This is a genomic window from bacterium (genome assembly GCA_020440705.1).
Lineage (GTDB): Bacteria > Krumholzibacteriota > Krumholzibacteriia > LZORAL124-64-63 > LZORAL124-64-63 > JAGRNP01.
In genome coordinates, this window is record JAGRNP010000071.1 from 1 (window position 1) to 20861 (window position 20861).

17 protein-coding genes are annotated in these 20861 nt (G+C 73.6%); 4 read left to right on the plus strand and 13 right to left on the minus strand.

Annotation, left to right across the window (positions count from 1 at the left end; translation table 11 throughout):
• The 6 genes from KDM41_11410 to KDM41_11435 all read right to left on the minus strand — a co-directional run.
• On the minus strand, nt 1-1879 hold a 1879-nt coding region (locus KDM41_11410), incomplete at its 3' end, for a HEAT repeat domain-containing protein (protein MCB1184031.1).
• Complete coding sequence (locus KDM41_11415) at nt 1879-2751, minus strand: hypothetical protein (GenBank protein MCB1184032.1); 873 nt, start codon at nt 2749-2751, stop codon at nt 1879-1881. The genes KDM41_11410 and KDM41_11415, both read right to left, overlap by 1 nt.
• Nucleotides 2748-3590, minus strand: coding sequence for an rRNA pseudouridine synthase (locus KDM41_11420; GenBank protein MCB1184033.1), 843 nt, complete (start codon nt 3588-3590; stop codon nt 2748-2750). Before KDM41_11420 ends, KDM41_11415 begins: the two co-directional genes overlap by 4 nt.
• Before the next feature lie 64 nt (nt 3591-3654).
• On the minus strand, nt 3655-4647 hold the full coding sequence (locus KDM41_11425; GenBank protein MCB1184034.1) for a calcium/sodium antiporter: 993 nt from the start codon (nt 4645-4647) through the stop codon (nt 3655-3657).
• Entirely contained in the window at nt 4644-5288 is a 645-nt protein-coding gene (locus KDM41_11430; protein ID MCB1184035.1) for a cyclase family protein, read from the minus strand. Before KDM41_11430 ends, KDM41_11425 begins: the two co-directional genes overlap by 4 nt.
• A gap of 41 nt (nt 5289-5329) precedes the next feature.
• Complete coding sequence (locus KDM41_11435; protein MCB1184036.1) at nt 5330-5641, minus strand: DUF503 domain-containing protein; 312 nt, start codon at nt 5639-5641, stop codon at nt 5330-5332.
• A gap of 367 nt (nt 5642-6008) precedes the next feature.
• On the opposite strand from KDM41_11435, the gene KDM41_11440 reads away from it, so the two are divergent.
• Complete coding sequence (locus KDM41_11440) at nt 6009-7520, plus strand: transporter substrate-binding domain-containing protein (GenBank protein MCB1184037.1); 1512 nt, start codon at nt 6009-6011, stop codon at nt 7518-7520.
• Nucleotides 7521-7604: 84 nt separating this feature from the next.
• On the opposite strand, the gene KDM41_11445 is transcribed toward KDM41_11440, so the two are convergent.
• Nucleotides 7605-7892 carry a DUF493 domain-containing protein gene (locus KDM41_11445; protein MCB1184038.1) on the minus strand — a complete coding sequence of 96 codons (288 nt, stop codon included), beginning with the start codon at nt 7890-7892 and terminating at the stop codon, nt 7605-7607.
• Between the two features lie 200 nt (nt 7893-8092).
• Between KDM41_11445 and KDM41_11450 the strand changes: the two genes are divergently transcribed.
• Nucleotides 8093-9286: a hypothetical protein gene (locus KDM41_11450; protein MCB1184039.1), complete on the plus strand. Its 1194-nt coding sequence runs from the start codon at nt 8093-8095 to the stop codon at nt 9284-9286.
• Between the two features lie 20 nt (nt 9287-9306).
• Nucleotides 9307-10053, plus strand: a complete 747-nt coding sequence (locus KDM41_11455) for a sulfite exporter TauE/SafE family protein (GenBank protein MCB1184040.1) — start codon at nt 9307-9309, stop codon at nt 10051-10053.
• A gap of 4 nt (nt 10054-10057) precedes the next feature.
• Here the strand turns inward: KDM41_11455 and KDM41_11460 are convergent, their stop codons facing one another.
• From KDM41_11460 to KDM41_11485, 6 genes are all read right to left on the minus strand, one after another.
• Nucleotides 10058-10741, minus strand: a complete 684-nt coding sequence (locus KDM41_11460) for a hypothetical protein (GenBank protein ID MCB1184041.1) — start codon at nt 10739-10741, stop codon at nt 10058-10060.
• 73 nt (nt 10742-10814) lie between these two features.
• Nucleotides 10815-14522, minus strand: a complete 3708-nt coding sequence (locus KDM41_11465; protein ID MCB1184042.1) for a S8 family serine peptidase — start codon at nt 14520-14522, stop codon at nt 10815-10817.
• A 79-nt stretch (nt 14523-14601) separates the two neighbouring features.
• A complete protein-coding gene (locus tag KDM41_11470; GenBank protein ID MCB1184043.1) occupies nt 14602-16242 on the minus strand; it encodes a SpoIIE family protein phosphatase in 1641 nt (546 codons plus the stop codon).
• A gap of 7 nt (nt 16243-16249) precedes the next feature.
• Nucleotides 16250-18970 (minus strand): serine/threonine-protein kinase, encoded by a 2721-nt coding sequence (locus KDM41_11475; protein MCB1184044.1) that lies wholly within the window; start codon nt 18968-18970, stop codon nt 16250-16252.
• Nucleotides 18971-19073: 103 nt separating this feature from the next.
• Nucleotides 19074-19598: a DUF456 domain-containing protein gene (locus KDM41_11480; protein MCB1184045.1), complete on the minus strand. Its 525-nt coding sequence runs from the start codon at nt 19596-19598 to the stop codon at nt 19074-19076.
• Between the two features lie 9 nt (nt 19599-19607).
• A complete protein-coding gene (locus KDM41_11485; protein MCB1184046.1) occupies nt 19608-20294 on the minus strand; it encodes a DUF1684 domain-containing protein in 687 nt (228 codons plus the stop codon).
• 211 nt (nt 20295-20505) lie between these two features.
• Here KDM41_11485 and KDM41_11490 point away from each other — a divergent pair.
• The coding region (locus KDM41_11490; protein ID MCB1184047.1) for a hypothetical protein at nt 20506-20861 on the plus strand (356 nt) is incomplete at its 3' end.

Genomic DNA, 20861 nt, shown 5'->3' on the forward strand with positions numbered 1-20861 from the left:
TGGCCGCGTCGACCACGCCGGGATCGGCGTCGTCCAGGAGCGCGTCCCACAGCTCGTCGCCCAGTCCGGCCGGCGCCCAGGGCAGGCCGGCCAGCACGCGGCGGCCCTCGCAGCCCTCGCCCTCGCCGCAGGCCAGCACCCCGTCGACGACCGCGCGGTCGACGAGTCCGCGCAGGTCCTCGTCGGCATCGGTCCGGCCGAGCCAGGCCAGGGCGGCGTTGCGCCCGCGGCCCGGGCCCCGCAGCAGGCCGGTGAGCAGGTCGGGCCGGGCGGCCGGATCCCGCAGCCGGGCCAGCAGGGCCACCGCGGCGACCCGCGTGTCCAGGTCCGGATCGTCGAGCAGCGGCGCGACCGGCTCCGCGTCCTCCGGGCGCGGCGCCTCGGCCAGCACCGCCACCGCCCGGCGGCGCACGTCGGCCGCCTCGTGGCCGAGCAGCGGCCGCACGGCGTAGGCCACCGCCGGCGACGACACCCCCACCAGCATGTCCAGGGCGTAGATCGTCTCGCGCCGGTCGCCCCCGGCCAGGGCGCCCAGGAGCACCTCGAGGGTCTTGGCGTCGTCGAGCCGCACCCGCAGGTCGCTCAGGTCGATCTCGCGCCGGGAGATGGCCGCCCGGAACGAATCGACGTAGGCCCGCCGCATCATCAGGGCCAGCAGCAGCCAGACGAGCAGGAGCACCACCGTCACCGCGGCCACGTGCCGCAGGCCGAGCCCCAGCACGCTGCCCAGCAGCAGCAGCAGCCCGCCCGCGAGCCCCCGCGCCCAGCGGTCGACGAACATGTCGATGAAGACCTTGGTGCGCTTCTTCAGGGCCAGCGGAATGGGCAGGAAGAGCAGCTCGCGGCTCGTGCGGTCGAGGCTGTACTTCAGCACCATGTCGCCGCCCCGCAGCACCCGCGCCGCGGCCAGCCCCGGCACCGCGACCATGGCCACGGCGCCGACCAGCATCACCGCCGGCAGCACGAGCACCGTGTTGCCCACGCCGAACCAGCGGATCAGGCGCGGCGCCAGCAGCAGCTGGAACAGCAGCGACAGCAGGCTCATGCGCCCGTAGAAACGGCCCAGGAAGGCCGTCAGTTCGGTGCCGTCGCGGTAGGCCTGCCAGCTGACGGTCTTGAACTGGAAGTCGACGAAGCTGGCCGTCATCACCGTCAGCGAGATGATGCCCACCGTCAGCAGCAGATGGCGCGAGCGCAGGATCGACAGCACGACGCCCCGCAGGTCCGACCCCGTGGCGCCCTCCTCCGGACCGCTCTCGGGAATCACCTCGCGCCCCCGGGCCCGCCCCCGCCACACCAGGGCGCTCAGCCCGCCCGACACCGCCAGCACGCCCGCGCTGACGGCGAGCAGGTCGGTCGTGTCGAGGCCGAGGTTCTCGAGCAGGAAGCTGGTGATCTCCCCGCCGCAGAAGGCCCCGGCGATGCCCCCCACCGTGAGCAGGGGGAAGATGCGCTTGGCCTGGCTCGCGTCGAAGACCCCGTTGGCCTGCAGCCAGAACTGGCTCGTGGTGAGCCCCCCCGCCACGCCGACCCAGCTGTAGAAGACGTAGTACAGCCACGACGAACCCAGCGGCAGGGCCAGGCGCAGGAGCACCAGATTCGCCGCCAGGAAGCCGGTCGTCAGCAGCACCAGGCGGTCGAGGCGGCGGCGCGCCCCGGCGCGGGCGTAGGCGGCGGTGACGGGCGCGGCGATCAGCGCCGTCAGGATGTACACCAGGGGCAGGCGGTCGGGCGCCTGGTCGACCAGGAAGAGCGAGTCGCGGGCGGGTTTCAGGAGGTAGTAGAACAGCAGCAGCAGGAAGTAGTTCGCCCCCATCAGGAGGGCCATCCGCCGCTCGCCCCGACGCAGGTCGAGCAGGCTGCCGGCCAGCAGGCCCATCAGGCCGCCGCGACCGGCAGCAGCAGCGTGAACTCGGCGCCGCCCCCGGGGCGGTTGGCCGCCGTCAGCTCGCCGCCGTGCCGCGCGACGATGCGGCGGCTGATGAACAGGCCCAGCCCGGTGCCGGCGTCGGCGTCCTTGGTGGTGAAGCCGGCTTCGAAGAGGCGGTCGGCGCACACCTCGGGCAGGCCCGGACCGTCGTCGCTCACCCGCACCCGCACCCGTCCGTCGACCGTGTCGGTGGCGATGGTCACGTGCCCTCCCTCGCCCGTGGCCTGGCGCGCATTGAGCACCAGGTTCAGCAGCACCTGGCCCAGCGGGCCGGGCCAGCCGGACACCGGCGGCACCTCGCCGAGTTCGCGGTGCACGGTGACCACGTTCTTCAACTCGTGGTTCGTGAGCAGGAGGGTGCCTTCGACCAGGGCGTTCACGTCGACGGGCTCCGGCGCGGGCGTCTCGCCGCGTCCGGCCAGGCGCATCTCGCGCAGCAGGGCGTTGGTGCGGCCGAGGGCCTCGTCCAGCACCGGGCTCGTGCCCCGCAGCGCGCCGAGCACCTTCTGCAGGCGGGCACCGACCGCGGCCGCATCGGCGCCCGGCTGCTGGAGCTGCGCCACGGCCTCGGCCAGGTGGTCGACGGCCTTCTGCTGGGTGCCCACCGAGCAGCACACCGCGCCGAGGGGCGTGTTCAATTCGTGGGCGATGCCCGCCATGAGCCGACCGAGGGAGACCAGGCTCTCCTGCCGGGCGAGGGCCGCCGCGGCCGCGGCGAGTTCCGCCTCGCGACGCCGCAGGCGCCAGGTCTGGGCCAGCAGCAGCAGCGCCGCCAGGCCGAGGCCCGCCGCCAGCGCCGCCGTGACCACGCCGCCGCTCATGCCGGCTCCTTCTCGCCGCGCCGCTTCTCGCGCTTGCGGCCGGCCGCCGCGATCTCGCGGATCGACTGCACCTCCGGACCGCTCAGCTCGCGCACGGCCCCCACCTGCAGATCGCCCAGCCGGATGTCCCCGATGCGGATGCGCCGCACCACCGTGACCTTGTGCCGCAGGGTCTCGAGCATGCGCCGCAGCTGGCGCACCTTCCCCTCGCGCAGGGTGATGCTGACGACGGTGCGGTCCTGCATGCGCTCGATCACCCGCACCGTGCGCGGGCGGAAGAGGCCGAGGCCGGGCAGCTGCACGCCGGCCCCCATGACGCTGATCTCGATGTCGGTGAGGGCGCCGTCGACCTGCACCCGGAACTCCTGCTCCAGGCCGGGCGTGGTCGTCACCAGGGTGTTCCAGGCCGTGTCGTTGGACATGAGGATCAGGCCCTGGCTCTTGGCATCCATGCGGCCGGCGGCGGCCATGCCCGGCACGTCGGGCGGGAAGAAGTCGGCCACGTGGCGGCGGCCGGTGCCCTCGGCGGTGTCGCTGGTCACGCGCAGCGGCTTGTTCAACACGAAGTAGCGCATCTCCAGCCGCACGAGGGGGCGCCCGTCCAGGAAGATCGTCGCCCCCGGCTCGACGGTGCGGCCCGGATCGGTCACGATCTCGCTGCCGACCCGGACCCGGCCCTCGCGCACGTACCGCTCGGCTTCGCGCCGCGTGGCGTAACCCGACTTCAGGAGCGCCCGCGCCAGGCCGATGGCCCGGGCCGGATGCCACAGGGGCGCCTCGTCCCCGCGCGCGGCGCCGGGTCGCCGGCCGTGCTGTTGCCTCTTGCCGTTCTCGTCCATGGGGTGTGCCCGTGGCCTTTCGGGGTGCTGGGGCCACGCCGCGGAACGCGCGGCGCCGCCGGTCTCAGGACGTGGTCCAGATGAACATGATCGCGGCATACACGGCGAGGAGCAACAGCCCCCGCAGGCGGCCGACCTTCCCCCGCCCCAGGACGATCATCACGAACACGAGCAGGGTCACGAGCAGCATCGAGACGAGCTGCAGCTGGTTCGGCGACGGCGCCAGGGGCAGTTGCCGCAGGGGCGCCTGCCCGTCCTCGACGTTCAGGCCCCACACCAGGCCCACCGGGCCGGCCACCGCCAGGATGTTGAAGAGGTTCGAGCCGATGATGTTGCCGAGGGCCAGATCGTCCTCGTCCCGGAACGCGGCCACGATCGTGGTCGCCAGTTCCGGCAGGCTCGTGCCGACGGCCACCATGGTCAGGCCGATGACCGTCTCGGACACGCCGAAGGCGGCCGCCATGCGCACCGCCGCGTCGACGATGAGCTGCCCGCCCCCGGCCAGGCCGATCACGCCGCCCGCGACCATCAGGCCGCCCACGGCCATCTCGCGACCACGCCGGTCCGGCGCCACCTGCACCTCCGGCGCGGCCGGCACCAGGGCGCCCCGGTCGCGGTTGCGCCAGGTCCAGCCCATGAACGCGACGAAGCCCGCCACGAGCACCGCCGCGTCCAGCCGCGACAGGGTGCCGTCCCACACCTGCCACGCGAAGACCGCCGAGGCGGCCAGGGTGAAGGGCACCTCGTTGCGGCTCAGCCCCTTCTCCACGATCACGGGCCGGATGATGGCGGCCAGGGCCAGGATCAGGCCCAGGTTCGCCACGTTCGAGCCGACCACGTTGCCCAGGACGAGCCCCGACGACCCCTTCATGGCGCCCAGGATCGAGACGAAGAGTTCGGGCGCCGAGGTGCCGAAGGCCACCACCGTCAGGCCCACCACCACCGGCGGCACGCCCATCACCGCGGCGACGCGCGTGCCGCCGCTGATCAGCACCCAGGCGCCGCCGATCAGCAGCACGAGCCCGCCGCCGAAGATCAGGATATCGAGCGGGTTCAAGGCTGCGCCTCCAGGCGGGCCACCGCGCGCACCGGCGAGGCCTCCGTGCCGTGCAGCCGCAGGGGGAAGACCATCAGCTCCCAGCCCCGGTCCGGCACGCCGGACAGGTCGGCCAGGTTCTCGATGTTGATCAGGCCGGCCGGGGCGCAGATGTCGTGGGCCTCCTGGCCGCCGAAGGGATCGAGGCTGGGCGTGTCGAGCCCCACGCCCTTGAGGCCGGCGTCCGCCAGCCGGCGGGCCAGGGCCGGACTCAGGTACGACCAGCCCGCGTAGTAGCGCGGCGTGCCCCAGTGCCGGGCCAGGCCGGTGGCGAAGAGCACGAAGTCGATGCCCGCCAGGTCGTGGCCGTCGAGCAGTTCGGGACCGAGAGCGCCGGGCTTGTCGCCGTCGGGGCAGCGCACGACCAGGGCCGGGCCGCAGAAGCGTTCCAGCGGCATGGTGTCGACCGACGGGGCCCCGTCCAGGAAGTGCAGGGGCGCGTCGATGTGGGTGCCCACGTGGCAGCCGAAGCGGAGCGCGCTGCTCATGTGCGAGTCGGGGCCGTGCCGGCTCAGGCGGGAAATCTCGAGGGGCTGCCCGTCGCCGGGCCACTGGGGCATGTCCGGCACGATGGGGTGGCTCAGGTCGATCAGGTGCGGCAAGGGCATCGGTCTCCTGGTTGCGGGACGCGGCGCGGGGCGCGTCAGCCCGAAGGGAAGGACTCCACGCCGTCCAGCCGGCGCAACTCGCCCACCTCGAAGTCCGAGGCGAAGAGCAGCCGCTCGGCTTCGGCGAGCAGGTCGTCGAGCAGGGCCGCCGACCCGCTCACGGCGGACACGGCCACGAAGGCCCGCTGGGTCAACTCGGCGGGCCCGACCTGGGCGACGGCGAGGTCATGGTTGCGCAGTTTCCGGATCAGGGCCTGCAGGGGCGCGCGCCTCTCCTTGAGCGTGCGCGCTCCGGGCAGCACCAGGTCGGCGATCAGGGTGCCGGTGAAGATGCGGACGTCGTCCATGGCGGTCCTTCCGGGGTCGCACGGCCGTGTGCCCGACCAGTATAACCGTTGGAACGAACGGGCGAAACCGGCGTTTGGGCGGCCGGCGGCGGTCGCCGGCCCGGCCGGTGGCCGTCGTCCCCGCGGCGGGGCTCTGGTGCGACGGCCCCCCTGCTGGTACCATGTGGCGATCGGTCCGCTCCGGCCGGGCCCTGGGCCCCGCCGCCCGCGCCCTGGGAGGCGTCTGGCCCGAATCCTGCTGTGAACACGGCAGTTGTCGCATTCGCTACCGGCTCCGACGAGAGGCAGGACCACGATCCGTCCGCGCGCGCGCATGGCAAGCGCGCCCCCACCGGGGCGACGCCGGCCCCGGGGACTGTGGTTCCCCGTGGCACTGGCCCTGCTGTTCGGCGGCTGCGGCGACCGCATCGACGACGGATTCCCGTCCGCGACCGACCGGCAACCGGCCATCGCCCATCCGGCCCTCGAGCACGATCTCGGCGCCATCCACGGTGGCGGGGTGCTGCGGATCCTGACCCGCTACAACGCCACCAACTACTTCATCCACAAGGGCGGCCAGGCCGGCTTCGACTACGAGCTGGCCCTCCACTTCGCCCGCGAGCACGACCTGACCCTGGAGGTCGAGGTGGTCGACGACGACGCCGACCTCGTGTCGCTGCTCAACGCCGGCCGCGGCGACCTCGTCTGCGCCGGCCTGACCCCGGACGGGGACCTCGGCCGCTGGACGACCGCCACCCGCCCCACCAACTTCGTGCGCAAGGTGCTCGTCGTGGCCGAGGACTCGCCCATCGACGACGACCCGGCCTCCCTGAACCGCATGACAGTGACCGTGCCCGCGGGCGAGCCGAACCGCGAGGCGCTGCTGGCCTACCGGCGCGAGCACCGCCTGCACTTCTTCGTCACGGCGGGCCGGCCCGGCGCCGACCCGGAGGAGCTCCTCGCCGACGTGGCCGCCGGCCGCAGCGACGCGGTGGTGGTCGACGACATCGTCGCCCGCGCGACCATGAAGCACCTGCCCGGCCTGCGCATCGGGCCGGTGCTCGGCCCGCGCCAGCCCACCGTGTGGTACCTGCGCGAGAACTGCCCCGACCTGCGGGCGGCGGTGAACGAGTTCCTGCGCCGGCACATCTGGATGAGCGCCGACGGCGAGCCCCTGCGCAGCCGCACCTACGGCATCATCTACGACCGCTACTTCGAGAACCCCCTCACGATCCGGGGCTTCCGCGAGGCGGCCAACCGCCCCGATCTCAGCGGCGCCATCTCGCCCTACGACGACCTCATCCGGCGCAAGGCCGAGGAGGCGGGCTTCGACTGGCGCCTCATCGCGGCCCAGATCTACCAGGAGTCGCGCTTCTACCCCTTCGCGCGCAGCCGCGCCAATGCCCGGGGCCTGATGCAGGTGTTGCCCCGCTTCGGCGGTGCCCAGGGCGACAGCCTGTACGAGCCCGAGGCCAACCTCACCGCGGGCCTGCGCCTCATGCGCGCGACCTGGCTCAGCTACGCCTACCTCGACTCCCTCGACCGCCTGCGCTTCACCCTCGCGGAGTACCACGCCGGCCACGGCCACGTGACCGACGCCCGCCGCATCGCCATGGAGATGGGCCGCAATCCCAACCGGTGGGAGGGTTCGCTCGCGGTGACCTTGCCGCGGCTGATGGAGCGGCGCCACTTCAGCCGCGCCCGCCACGGCTACTACGGCGGCGCGGAGACGGTGTCCTACGTCGAGGAGATCCTCAACCGCTACCGCAGCTACATGCGGCTGGTGCCGCGCACGCCCGAGACCCCGCCGGACGTGCCGCCGGATGGGCCGCCGACCGAGTCCGGACCCGTCGACGTGACGGCCGTGCCCGAGCTGGCGATCCCGCCCGAACCGCGCTGAGGCGTCCGGCGTGCCGCCCGGCGCGCCCGACCACGACGCGGCGTCCGGCGCCGCGTCCGGTGCGGGTTCCGGCGCGCCGGATCTTCAGATGACCATGCGGATTTCGGGATGTCCGGCGAGCGAGGCGAAGATGGCGTTGCGTTCCGGTTCGTCCATGACCATGAGGTTCAGGCAGAGCGACACGTACTTGCCGCCGGACGAGGTGCGGCTCAGGCCGAGCTCGAACTCGCGGTCGCCGAAGTCGCCGTTGAGGGAGGCGGCCAGGCAATCGCGCACGGCGCCGCGCAGGGACTCCTCGCAGGTGCCGATCACCTTGAAGTCCCAGGGGCAGGGGTATTCGATGTCCGGGCGCTGACCGCCGTCGAGATCCATGGCTGCTCCGTGGGTTGCGTCGTGTCCGGCACAATCTCGGCACGACCGGCGGGGACGGCAAGTCCCCCGCCGGGCCGGGCCCCCGGCGCCGCGGTCCCGTTCGGCGGTTTGCCCCGGCACCGCCCTGTGCTAGGCTCCGCCCGGGAACCCGCTCCCGTCGCGCCGAACGCCACGTCTCCAGCCGAAAGGTCCCCGCCGCCGTGACGCGCCCGCGCCCTTCGCTTCTGCAACGTCCCCCGTGCGGGCCGGCCCTCGTGCTGGCCGTCGTCTGCGCCCTGTCCGGCGGCGGCGCGCACGCCACCTCGGCCCGCCTCGCCGCCCTCGGCGGCGGCGCCTACCTCGAGGACGACGCCAACGTCCTGCGCTGGTACGGCAGCGTCGTCGACTATCCGGACGCCCTCGTGCTCGACCTCGGCCACTTCACCCTGCCCGAGGGCTGGCACGACACCGCCGGCGCCCGGGTCTCCGGGCCGGCCCTCGGCGCCCACGTGCAGCCCGACTCGGCCGGCGTGTGGGGCGTGATCGCCGCCTACTGGCACGAACGGGGCGACGACACCGACCCCGGCTCCCTGGCCCGCGACCGCCTCGGCGCCACGGGCACCCTGGTCTGGGGCCGCCGCTTCGGCGCCGTGCAGCCGGCGCTGCTGGTGCGCGCGAGCCGGCGCGAGGACGTCAACCCCTACAACCGCCTGGGCACGCGCACCGAGTTCGGCGCCGGCCTGCGCTGGGACGTGGCCGACGGCGCCTACCTCGACCTGGCCGGCGAGACGCGGCGCCACGAGGAGACGGTCACCGAGGGGCCCGGCGTCGACACCGCCGGCGGCGACGGCCTCGGCCTGCGCGCCCGCGCCTTCCTGCGCGTCGGCGAACACACGGCCCTCGTGCCCCTGCTCGACTGGATCGCGGCCGACCGCCCCGTCGCCGCCCCGGCCGCCGACCTGGCGCGCTCCGTGCGCGGCCAGCGCCTGCAGGTGGGCGCCGGCCTGAACTGGTACCCCGATCCGGACCACGTGATGGTCGTCTCGGCCGAACACGCCCACACCCACGTCGACCTGCGCGGCGCCGCCTGGGACGACGCGCCGGCGGGCATCGCCGGCCGGCGCCGCGACACCTGGGCCCTGGCCGCCGGCTTCGAGTCGCGCTTCCGCCACTGGCTCATGTTCCGCGGCTCGTTCCGCTACGCCGACGTGAGCGAGGTCTCGGCCGACGGCGCCTTCCGCGACGACTGGGCCCGCTTCACGGTGAACCTGGGCGCGGCGGTGCAGCTCGGTCCGGCCGATCTCGACCTCGCCATCTGCGACCGCGAGCCCCGCCCCCTGGCGGGCGACACCGACCCCGCCCTCGCCGTCGATCCCTCCACCTGGCTGGGCCTGACCCTGCGCTGGCGCTACTGATCCCCGCGACGGGAGACCCCGTGCCCGAGACCATCTTCACCGGCCCCGCCCTCTACGCCCTGACCTGCGCCGTGCTGGTGGTGGCCCAGCTCGTGTACGTGCTCTTCGGCTTCGGCTCGGGGCTGATCACGGTCGGAGCCCTGGCGCTCGTCTTCCCCGACCTGCGCGACCCGGTGGTGATGGTGCTGCTGGTGAACCTGCCGGCCGAGGTGCTGGTGAGCTGGCGGTCGCGGCACGAGATCCGCTGGCGGCCGATCATGGGGCTCGGGGCGGGCATCGCCGTGGGCATTCCCGTGGGCGCGTGGCTGCTCGAGCGGGTGCCGACCACGCCGCTGCTGAAGGCCCTCGGTGTCTTCCTGGTGCTTGTGGGAGCGGTCTTCGCGGCCCTGCCGCCCGGCGGGCGCTGGCGGCCCCGGGGCGCGCTGGCGCCGCCGGTGGGCCTGGTCAGCGGGGTGCTCAACGGCCTGTTCGGCACGGGCGGGCCGCCGGTGATCATCTGGTACCACCTGGCCGACGTGGGCAAGAGCGCCTTCCGCGCCAACCTGATGACGATCTTCCTGCTGATGACCCTGGTGCGGGCCCCGAGCTACGCCGCGGCCGGCCTGATCACGACGCCCCGCCTGTGGTCGGCCCTGGCCGTGGCCCCGGCCGTGGTCTGCGGCGCCTGGTGGGGGCACCGGGCCCACGTGCGCATCTCCGAGCGCACCTTCCGGCGCCTGGTGGCGCTGCTGCTGGCCGTGATCGGCGCGGGCCTGCTGGCCCGCTGAGACCTCAGAACCCCAGCAGCACCCCGACCCGCACCACCTCGGTGTCGAAGCCCTCTTCGGGCTGCCGCACGTCGCCCGTGTCGGCGGCCTTCTCGGGCTGGTACAGGGGCAGGTCGCGGTTGTCGAACAGGAGCTGGCCCACCAGCGAGCGCGACCACCGCACGTCGATCAGCGCCGGTCCGGCGGCGAACTGGGCGCCCAGATGGAAGACGAGGTCGGTGTCCTTGTACCCGAACTCCTCGCTCGGAATGCCCGGGAACTCGGACCAGCTCTCCTTCACCTTCAGGCCCACGGATCCGCCCAGGTAGACGCCGGGCTGCAGCGGCAGCGCCGCGGCGCGGGCGCCGAACAGCAGGGTCGGCTCGACCACGTGCAGGGTGACGGAGGCGTCCTCGGTGATGAAGCCGTCGACCGGATCGGAGAAGGCGATGGGATGGCTGCCCTTCTTCTGCACGTAGTCGACGGTGGCGCGCACGAAGAGGAACGGGTGGCTCCAGGCGAGGTCGCTTCCCGCGCTGAGCCAGACGCCGTCGCCCTCGGCGTCGAGGCCCACGTCGGCGCGGGTCCAGCCGCCGCCGACGAGGAAGGCCGCCGCCGGCGTCGGCCGGAGAGCCGCGGACAGGGCGAGGACAAGAAAGGCGCCGGACGCCGCAAGGGTCCGCATGCGGGTATGGGTTCGGCCAGGCACGTGGTCATCTCCCGTCGGCTGGAATGGTGAAGGCCCCGATCAGGATACGGCCCGCCGCCGCCCCGGGCAACGCTCAGCGGACCAGCGCCATGCGCGTCACGCGCACCTCGCCGTCGGCCACGAGCCGGGCGAAGTAGGTGCCCGAAGCGACGGCCCGTCCCGCGGCATCGGTGCCGTCCCACACCGCGGCGTGCCGGCCGGCCGGCCGGCGGCCCGCCACCAGCTCGCGCACCAGGTGGCCGCGCACGTCGTGCACGCGCAGGCTCACGTCCGTCGCGCGGGGCAGAGCGTAGCGCACCTCGGTGCGCGGGTTGAACGGATTCGGCACCGCCCCGGACAGGGCCACGGCGGCGGGCAGGTCGCCCTCGGGCGCCGCCGTGACCTCGTTCACGTAGAGCACGAGCGAAACCACCGCCACCGGCTGGTCCGGATCGTTGCTCGCCACCGTCAGCACCGCCACGTGGGGCCCCGCCGCGAGGCCCGTCGCGTCGAAGCGCACCTGCACCTCGTCGGCGCCGCCGGGCGCCACGGTTCCGGCCAGCGGCGACACCGACACCCAGGGCAGGAATCCCGGCGGCTCGAAGCGGATGGCGTAGCCGGGCCGGAGGGCCCCCGGCGCGTCGTGCACCGCCGTGAGGCCGTCGTCGCTGGCGTCGTTCTCGATGCCCACGGTGCACGAGCCCGCCGTCCCCACCGCCGCGTAGCGGCAGGTGATCGACCCGTCGGCCGCCAGCTCGACCTGGCAGGTGACGAGCTCGTCGGTGCCGTAGCGGGGCACGTCGGTGTACTGGACCAGGAAGCGGTCGTTGGCCCCGTCGGCCCACCAGCTCACCAGCCCGCCCGCCGACGGGTCCAGGTCGTCCCAGAACGCCGCCACCACCGCGTGGGGCGCCGCGCCGTCGGGCAGCGGGGCGTTGAGGTACGGGCTGCCCGTCGAGGCGAAGCTGAGGAAGCCGTTGGTGTCGATGCGCACCGTGTCGCGCGGCGCGCCGTAGAAGACGAAGGGGAAACCGAGGGCCACCGGTCCATGGCTGTAGTCGTCGGCGGGGGGCAGCGCCTGGCCGCCGCCCGGCAGGTCGACCCAGCCGAAGAGCGGCCCGTCGGGCGCATCGCTGTCGGTCCAGGTGTAGCCGTAGCCGTCCGGCCCGCCCGCCCCCGTCGGTCGGATCACGACCGTCGCCGCCGGCTCGACACCCTTGGCCGACGGGGCCGGACTCGGCGCCGTTCCCGGCCCCACCGCGCGCCCCGCCGCGGCGGCGGGCCCCGCCGGCCGGGCCTGGCCCCCGATCTCCGCCAGCGTGACGCCGTAGGTGAGCACCTCGCCGCCGGCGTTGGCCACGCCGAGAACGCGCTCGGTCTTCTGCCCCCGGGTCAGGGTCGCCACCAGCGACGCCGGCGTCACCGCCACGTCCGGGAACTGCTCCTCCCCGGTGGGGGGCAGCACGATGTCGTCGAGCCAGGCCGTGTCCTGCCCGCGGCTCACGGCCGGATCCTTCAGGTAGATCCACTCGAAGGTGTGGTGCCCCTTGGCCACGTCGACGCTGTGGAAGGTCCAGTCGACCTCGCCCGACCAGCCCGTGACGATCCGGTCGTCGATGCGGAACTGCAGGCCGTCGAAGCCCTCCTCCGACGACACCTTGAACCGGAAGCTGAGCTCGCCCGGCTCGGACACGTAGTAGGCCAACGCGAGGCCGGAGCTCTCGTCGTTGATCACGTCGGCCGCCCGCGCGCTGGCCGCGCCGGCGAAGAAGGTCGTCGTGTCGATCTGCCAGGGGAAGTCGCCCGTGGCCGTCCAGGGAAAGCTGAGGAAGCCGCCCGACTCCCAGTCCTCGCGGTTGAGCACCGGCAGGTCGAAGTCGAGGGTGAGGTCGGCGGCGAGAGCGACCGTCGCCACCACCGCGCCGAGGTCGGGGGCGTCGGCGCGCAGCTCGTAGACCGCGCCCACAGGCAGGGTCAGGGCGTACGATCCCGCCCCGTCGGACAGGGCCGGCGCCACCGGCGTTCCGAGGGCCCGCACGGCCGCGCCCGCCACCGCCAGGCCGTCCGGTCCCCGCACCGTGCCGCTGACCACGGCCGACGGCAGCGGCGTCAGGGCGATGTCGCCGGCGACGCTGCCCCCGTCGGGGATCACCGCGACCCGCGAGCCGGGGAAGTAGCCGAACGAACGGGCCACCATCACCACCGGACCCGCATACATGGTCAGGCTGTAGCGGCCGAGGGCGTCGGCCACGGTGGTGCTGTAGCCCTCCTCGTGGGTGATCACCGCCCCCGGCACCGGGGCGCCCGACACCGCGTCGCTGACCACGCCGGCCACCGTCCCGATGCCCTGCTGCACCGCGAGCACCGCCGCGTAGGCGTCCACGAGGCCGTGTCCGCTCGCGTTGTCCTCGCCGGGATCGCCCAGGTCGCGGGCGGTGGCCAGGAGCAGGTCCTTGATGGTCACGGGGTCGACGTCCGGGTTGGCCTGCCGCATGAGGGCCACCACCCCCGCCACGTGCGGCGTGGCCATGGAGGTGCCGCTCAGCACGCCGTAGCCGCCGCCGGGAAACGCCGAGAGGATCGAGTCGCCGGGCGCGCTCACCTCGGGCTTGATGGCGTCGAGCCCGCCGCAGCCCGACGGCCCGCGGCTCGAGAAGCCGGCCACCGGCCAGGGGGCGAACGACGAGGTCGCCCCCACCGCGAAGCAGTTGTAGGGATTGCTCGCCCGGTCGGCCGGCGACCGCACGGTCCCGCCGCCCGGTCCCTCGTTGCCGGCGGCCCACACGAGCACGACGCCCGCCGCCTCGCAGTTGTCGATCATCTCCCACCAGCGGCTGTCGCAGTCGACGTAGCCGGCGAAACTCTCGTTCACGCCCCAGCTGTTGTTCACCACGTCGGGCACGTCGTCCAGGGTGGCCGGATCGCCGTCCGGGTCGGTCATGAACTCCAGCGACGAGAGGATGGCGTTGTCGAAGATGGCCGCGGTGGCCACGATGCCGTTGGTCGCGATCCACTGGGCACCCGGGGCGACGCCGATGGTGTCCCCGGCCGCCACGCCCGCGGCGATGCCGAGCACATGGGTGCCGTGGCCGGTCACGTCCGTGGGCAGGGCCTGGCCGCGCTGCGCCACGTCGCGCCAGGCCTCGGCCGTCGGCGCGAAGTTTCCCCGCCAGCGCGCGGCGAAGGCGGGGTGCGCGACGTCGGCGCCCGAGTCGATCAGGCCGATCAGGGTGCCGGTGCCGTCGAAGCCGAGTTCGTCCCATACGCGGCGGGCGCCCACGGCCACCACACCCGGCGCGATGCCGCTGCCCGCGGCCGCCTTGGCGCGCGGTTGCGGCGGCGCGACCGGCTCCACGAGCGCCGGCACCAGGTCGACCTCGACGCGGGCCACGTCCGGCCGCGCGGCCAGGGCCCGGATCGCCGCCGCGTCGGCCCGCACCACCACCGCGTTCAGCAGCCAGTGGGGCGTGAAGCCGGCCACCCCGCCGCCGGGCCCGCCCCGCTCCAGGTCGGCCAGCAGTTCGCGCTGCGAGGCGCGGGCCCGCTCCTGCAGGGCCGTCACCACGCGGCGGTGGCGCTCGGCCCGCGGCAGGCGGCGGGCGCGCAGGTCGGCGGCCAGGGCCGGCGCATCGACCCGGTCGGCGAGCACCACGAGCACGGTCAGGGGTTCGGGATCGGTCTTGGCGGCGAGCAGGCGCGCGAGGCCGGGACTCAGCGTGCCGGCGGTGGCGCCCGGCACGGTGTCCGGAACGGCACCCAGGGCGGTGAACAGCAGGAGCAGGCAGGCGAAACGGCGCGGCACGGCGGACTCTCCCGGAAGGGCGGACGGGACCCACCCCTCCATGATACGAAATCCCGGCGCCGGGCGGGAGTCCTCGTCGCTAGACAGGGTCGCGGCGCAGCAGGAGCAGCGTGATGTCGTCCCCCACGGGGGCGTCGCCGCGGAAATCGACCAGCTCGCGGTTCAGCTTGTCGCTGAGCTCCCGCAGCGGCGTCTCCCGCTCGGCCTTCAGGAAGGCCTCGAAGCGCTCCTCGCCGTACTCGTCCTCGTCGCGCTCGCCGCGCTGGGTCTCGGGCACGCCGTCGCTGTACAGGGCCAGCAGGTCGCCCGGGTCCAGGTGGGTCTCGCCCGTCGAATAGGGGAACTCGTCGATGATCCCCACGGGCATGCCCGTCGCGGGGCACGTCCCGACGCTGCCGTCGGCCCGGATGATGAACGGCGGGTTGTGCCCCGCGTTCACGTACACGATGCGCCCCGTGGCCGGGTCGAGGTGCCCGAGGAAGAAGGTGGTGAAGCGCACCGAGTCGGTGCAGTCGAACACGCGCCGGTTCAGGCGGTTGATCGTGTCCAGCGGCGCCCAGCCCTCCTCGATCATGAAGCGCGACCAGGACAGGATGTGCGACACCAGCAGCGCCGCGCCCAGTCCCTTGCCCACCACGTCGCCCAGCAGGAACACGTAGCGCCCGTCCGCCAGGCGCACCGCGTCGTAGAGGTCGCCCCCCACCTCGAAGCAGGCCTCGAGGCTCGCGGCCACCTCGTAGCCCGGGCAGTGGGGCAGCTCGGCGGGCAGGATGTTGTCGAGGATGTCCCCGGCCGTCTGCAGCTCGGCGTCCTGGCGCCGCTTCTCCTCCTCGAGCTGGTGGTAGCGCGAGTGGGTGATGGCCACGGCGATGACGTTGGCGAGCATGGTGAAGGCCGCCAGCTGGTCCTTGCTGAAGCGCTTGCCCGGCCGCGTGTCGTCGGCGTAGAGCAGCCCGATCACCTTGTCGTTGTCGAACAGCGGCACGGCGATGGCCGAACGGATGCCCTGGCTGACCATGCTCATCATGCCGCCGAAGCCGGGATCGTTCAGCGGGTCGGAGGTGAGGAACGACTTCCGGTTGGCGATGACCTGCTCCATCATGGTGCGGCTCAGGGCCAGGCTCGACTGGGCCCGGTCGCCGATCACCCGCGAAGCCCGGTTCACCGGCTCGTCGCGGCCCTCCTCGAGCAGCAGCACGAAGATCCGTTCGGGCTTGAGCAGCGCCGTCTCCACCAGGTCGAGGATCGGCTCGTACATCTCGCCCGGCTCGCGCGGGATCGTCAGCAGCTGTCCCGCCTCGGCCAGCACCTGGAACAGCAGCGACTGCAGGTCGCTCTTGTTGGAGCGCTCCTTCTGCACGTCCTCCCAGCTCAGCTCGGCGCTGGGCATCAGCGTCTGCGACTCGTTGTAGATGGTGTGCCCCATGCCGCCCGGCCCCTCGACGCGGAAGCTCAGGTTCGCCACCTCGATCAGGTCGCCCATGTGCACGCTCATGTCGCGGTCGACCTTGGCGCCGTTCAGCTTGGTGCCGTTGTGGCTGCCCAGGTCGCGCACGAGGATCTCGAGGCCGGACACGACGATCTCGGCGTGCCGCCGCGACACGCTGGGCTGGGCGAGCTTCAGGCCGGCGTCGTCGGCGCGCCCGATCACGTGCGACCCCTGGGTCAGGGGATGCCGCACTTCCTTGTTGTCGACCAGTCCGACCAGCGTGAGATCCATGGCGGCGTCAGTCCTTTCGGTTGCGTTCGAGCAGCTGGGTCCAGCCGGTGACGAGGGGGAAGGCCGAGGCCCCGGTGCCCACCGACGCGGTCATCACGGCGATGTCGCCGCTGGCCATGTCGATGTCGTAGGGGGCGTTGAACACGCGCTCGATGCCGGTCACGAGCACGCGCGACTCGCCGAAGCGCAGCCCGCCGGGCAGCTCCTCGATGGCGACCCCGATCAGGTTCTGGGCGCCGTCCACGAAGTAGAGCACGTCGCCCTGCGGCGACCAGCGCGGGTGGTTGCCGCCGTCGGCCGAGACGCGCCACCGGCCGGGCCGCTCGCCCAGGCCCTCGATGAAGACCTCCTGGCCGCCGGTCTCCTGGGAGACGTAGGCCAGCCACCGGCCGTCGGGCGACACGCGCGGCCACGCCTCGCCCGACTGGGCGTTCGGGTGCAGGCGCCGGGCCTCGCCCGACTCGAGATCGAGCACGGACAGGCGGAACGTGGCGCTCGAGTCCGAGGCGGCGAAATAGAGCCGGCGGCCGTCGGGCGAGAAGCCGCCCGGATAGTTGTCCTCGTCGTTGACCACGAGCGGGGCCAGGGCGCCGCCGCCGGCCACGTCGACCCGGTAGGCGCCGCCGTGCCCGGTGGGGTCGGCGAAGACCGCCATCCACGCGCCGCCCGGATGGTACACCGGCCCCCACTCGCTCTCGGTGCCGAAGGTGAGCCGCGTGCGCAGGCCGCGCTCGATCTCGACCTGCCACATGTCCATGGTGCCGGTGCGCTCGTCGGGAATCGCGAGGGCCAGGCTCCGGCCGTCGGGCGCGAAGGCCAGCCCCACCGTCAGCAGCCCCCGCACGATGGTGCCCCGCGACTCGCCCGTCGCCGCATAGCGCTCGATGTCGAACCGCCCCTGGCTGCCGCTGGCCCGCACGTAGGCCAGCACGCCGTTGCGGCTGACCGAGAAGGCCGAGAGGTGGGCCGCCCGGATCATCAGCACGTTGTCCAGGACGGGACGGGCCGGGCCGGTGAACTCGCGCCGGTCTGGATCGAAGGGGCGCGCCATGAGCAGGCCGTCGTGGGGGTAGAGGATGTGCCCCTCGGCGTACTGGGCGCTCGACTGCACCCGCATCAGGTCGACGCTCTCGCCGGTCTCCGCGTCGGCCACGCGCAGGAACGTGTCCAGGTCGGGGTTGTCCTCGGCCCGCGTGACGGCGATGTAGATGAAGTGCCGCCCGTCGGGCAGCCACTCCGGCAAACGGTGGCTGCGGATGCCCTCGTCGCGGTCGATGTGGGTCAGATCGACCGGATCGCCGCCCGTGGCGGCCACCTTCCAGATGGAACCGGCGTGGGTCGGGGCGAAGAGGATCTCGTCGAACTGGTTCCAGGCACCGCCCTTCATGTTCGAGGCCGGCACCACGCGCACGGCCGGCCCGCCGCCCACCGGGACGCGCAGGATCTGCCCGGCGCCGTCCGAGAAGCCGACCTCGCGGCTGTCGGCCGACCAGAAGGGGTACACGGCGCCGCGCGTGCCGTTCAGCGGCCGCGTCCAGCCGTCGGCCAGGTGCCGCACGTACACCTGCGGCACGCCCAGCGAGTCGGTGCCGCTGTAGCAGAGCATGCGGCCGTCGGGCGAGACCCGCAGCGGCCCCGGCGCGATGGGCGCGAGGCCGGCCACGACCCCCTGGGGCACCTCCACCGCCGACTGCACGAGCCGCTCCGGCTCGGGCTCCGGCCCGATCCGGCCCGTCAGGCCCGCCCACGCCGCCAGGCCGGCCACGACGGCCAGCGCGGCGGCCACGACCCAGCCCGTGCGCGCACTGGGGGGCGCCGCCGGCGGCGGCAGGGCGGCGGCGGCGGCCGAACTGGTCATGCTCATGATCGAGGAACTCGAGCCCTCGAGCGCCACCCGCGCCTCGCCGATGTCGCGCAGGCGCTGCCGCGCATCCTTCTCGAGGCAGCGGCGGCAGATCTGCACCAGCATGGCCGGCTGGTCGGCGGCCAGGGCCTCCCAGTCGGGCTCCTTGTGCAGCACGGCGGCGAGGGTGTCGGTGGCCGTGTCGCCCTCGAAGAGGCGCACGCCTGTCATCATCTCGTGCAGGATCACGCCGAAGGCCCAGATGTCGGCGCGGCGGTCGACCTCGTAGCCGCGGGCCTGCTCCGGGCTCATGTAGGCCGCGGTGCCCAGCACGGCGCCCGACCCGGTCAGGGCCTGGGTGATCGTCGGCTGGTACGACTGCGACTCGGCATCGCCCTCCTCCACGGCCTCGGCCTTGAAGGCGCGCGCGAGCCCGAAGTCCAGGATCTTGACGGTGCCGTCCGGGGCGACCTTCACGTTGGCCGGCTTCAGGTCGCGGTGCACGATCCCCTGCTCGTGGGCGTACTCGAGCCCCCGGGCCAGCTGGCGGGCCACGCCCTCGATCTGATCGGCGGGCAGCGGCCCGCCGCGCAGGCGCGCGCTGAGGTCGTCACCCAGGGCCAGTTCCATGACGAGCACGGGCTGGCCGTCGGCCTCCTCGAGCCCGTAGATGGCGGCGATGTTCTGGTTCTGCAGGGAGGCGAGCACCCGCGCCTCGCGCTGGAAGCGGGCCAGGCGCTCGGGGTCGCGGGCCAGTTCGGCGGGCAGCACCTTCAGGGCGACGTCCCGGTCGAGGCGCGTGTCCCGGCCCTTGAAGACCTCACCCATGCCGCCCCGCCCGATGGACGCGACCACTTCGTAGGGTCCGATGACGCGACCGATCATGCCGCCTGCCCCTTCGGGAAATCGTGCGCGGGAAAAATCGCGGGAATTCCCACCTACTCTACTCGGAATTGGCGGGATTTGCAATCGACGGCACCGCCGACGCTCAGGGCGCCGTGGCCCGCAGGATGAGACCGACCATGACCAGAGCCAGCACGTGCTTGAAGGCCATGGCGGCGATCCGGCCCACGAAGGCGTGGCCGCCGATGCGCAGGCTCGGTTCGAGGCGCTCGTTGCGCAGGTACTCGCCCAGCACGGCGCCGGCGAAGGCCCCCGCCAGCGACCCGAGCACCGCCCCGGCCACCGGCACCACGCCGTTGCCCGCGGCCGCACCCACCAGGCCCCCGATGAAGGCCCCCACCACGCCCCAGCGCGTGGCGCCCTTGCGCGCGGCGTAGAAGGTCCCGATCACGAACTCGACCGCCTCGCCCACCAGCGCGATGCCCAGCAGGATCAGCAGCAGCCGCCAGCCGATCGGATCGAAGCCCGTCACGAGGGCGTGCACCAGGGCCGCGGCGATCACCAGGAAGGTGCCGCCGAGGCCCAGGTACACGAAGAGGGAGAGGGTCACCAGCAGCAGGGCCCACAGGGCGTAGCCCGTCCAGGCCCCGATGCCGGCCAGGATCTCCACGCCGCCCGCCTAGTGCCCCGCGCCGCCGGCCCAGATCTTCTCGCCGGCCTCGACCGCGAAGTCCAGGTGGCTCTCGGCCGGGGGCAGCGTGCAGTTCCACTTCTCGGCGTTGTACATGCACAGCGGGTTGTAGGCGAAGTTGAAGTCCAGGTCGACCATGCCGTCGGCGTCGAGCTCGATGTCGAGGTAGCGCCCCCCGGCGTAGGTCTCCTTGCCGGTCGTCAGGTCGGTGAAGGGCAGCCAGAGGTAGTTGCCGGCCGACGTGTTGGCCGGGCCGAAGACCGGCAGCTCGTGCACGCGGCCATCGTGGCGGAACCGCACCCGTCCGCGCCGGATGTACGGCACCTCGCCGCCCTTGCGCTTGGCCAGCATCACGGTGTCGCTGCCCGCCTCGGCCAGGAAGGGCGTGCGGAAGCGCAGGTCGGCCCGGGGGAAGTAGTAGTCCAGGGCCTCGAAGCCGGGCACGTCGGCCTCGCGCAGGGGCGAGCGGGCCGGATCCGCGAACTCGTCGTTCTTCAGGATCCTCATCTCGACCAGACCGATCTCCCACTCCTCGTAGGCGTTCTGGCTCATGACGAAGGCGCCGGGGGCCTCGGCCTCGCCGCCGCCGCCGCCGCAGCCGACGAGGGCCGCGAGGGCGAGCGCGACCACCGCGCCCACCGCCAGTTTCGGGTTCCGGATCGCTTGCTGCCTCATGTTCTCCGTGTCCTGCGGGTTCGGGTTCGCGGCTGCGCGGCCTCGTCCCGGGGCGACCGCGACGAGGCGCGCATGATAGCACGCCGCCGGGCCCGCGGCCATGTCCGGCCGCGCGATCGCGTGAACCGACGGTTTCCAGAACCCGGCCGATTGGTTACCATGGGCCCGGATCGCCCCACCGGCCCGCGGGCCGACCGCACCCGGAGACTCCTTGCAGACCACGTCCCGTCATCCCCTGTCCCTGCGCGACGGCGCCGCCCTGCCCGGCCTCATCGCCTTCGCCGCCGCCGTCTGCGGCCGCCTGCCGGCCCTCGGCGCCTGGTGGTCGGGCTCCGACTGGTCGCGCCTGGCCGCCGCCGCCGGCCTGGAGGGCGGCGCCCCGGGCTGGCCCCTCGAACGGCTCTACTGGGCCCTGACCTGGCCCCTGTTCGGGCTGAACGCCGACGCCCACGCCTTCATCCGCCTCGGCCTGCACGGCCTGGCCGCCGTGCTCGTGGTCGCCATCGGGGCCCGGGCCGGCCTCGGTCGCCGCCGACGCACCCTGGCCGGACTCGTCTGGGCCGTGGC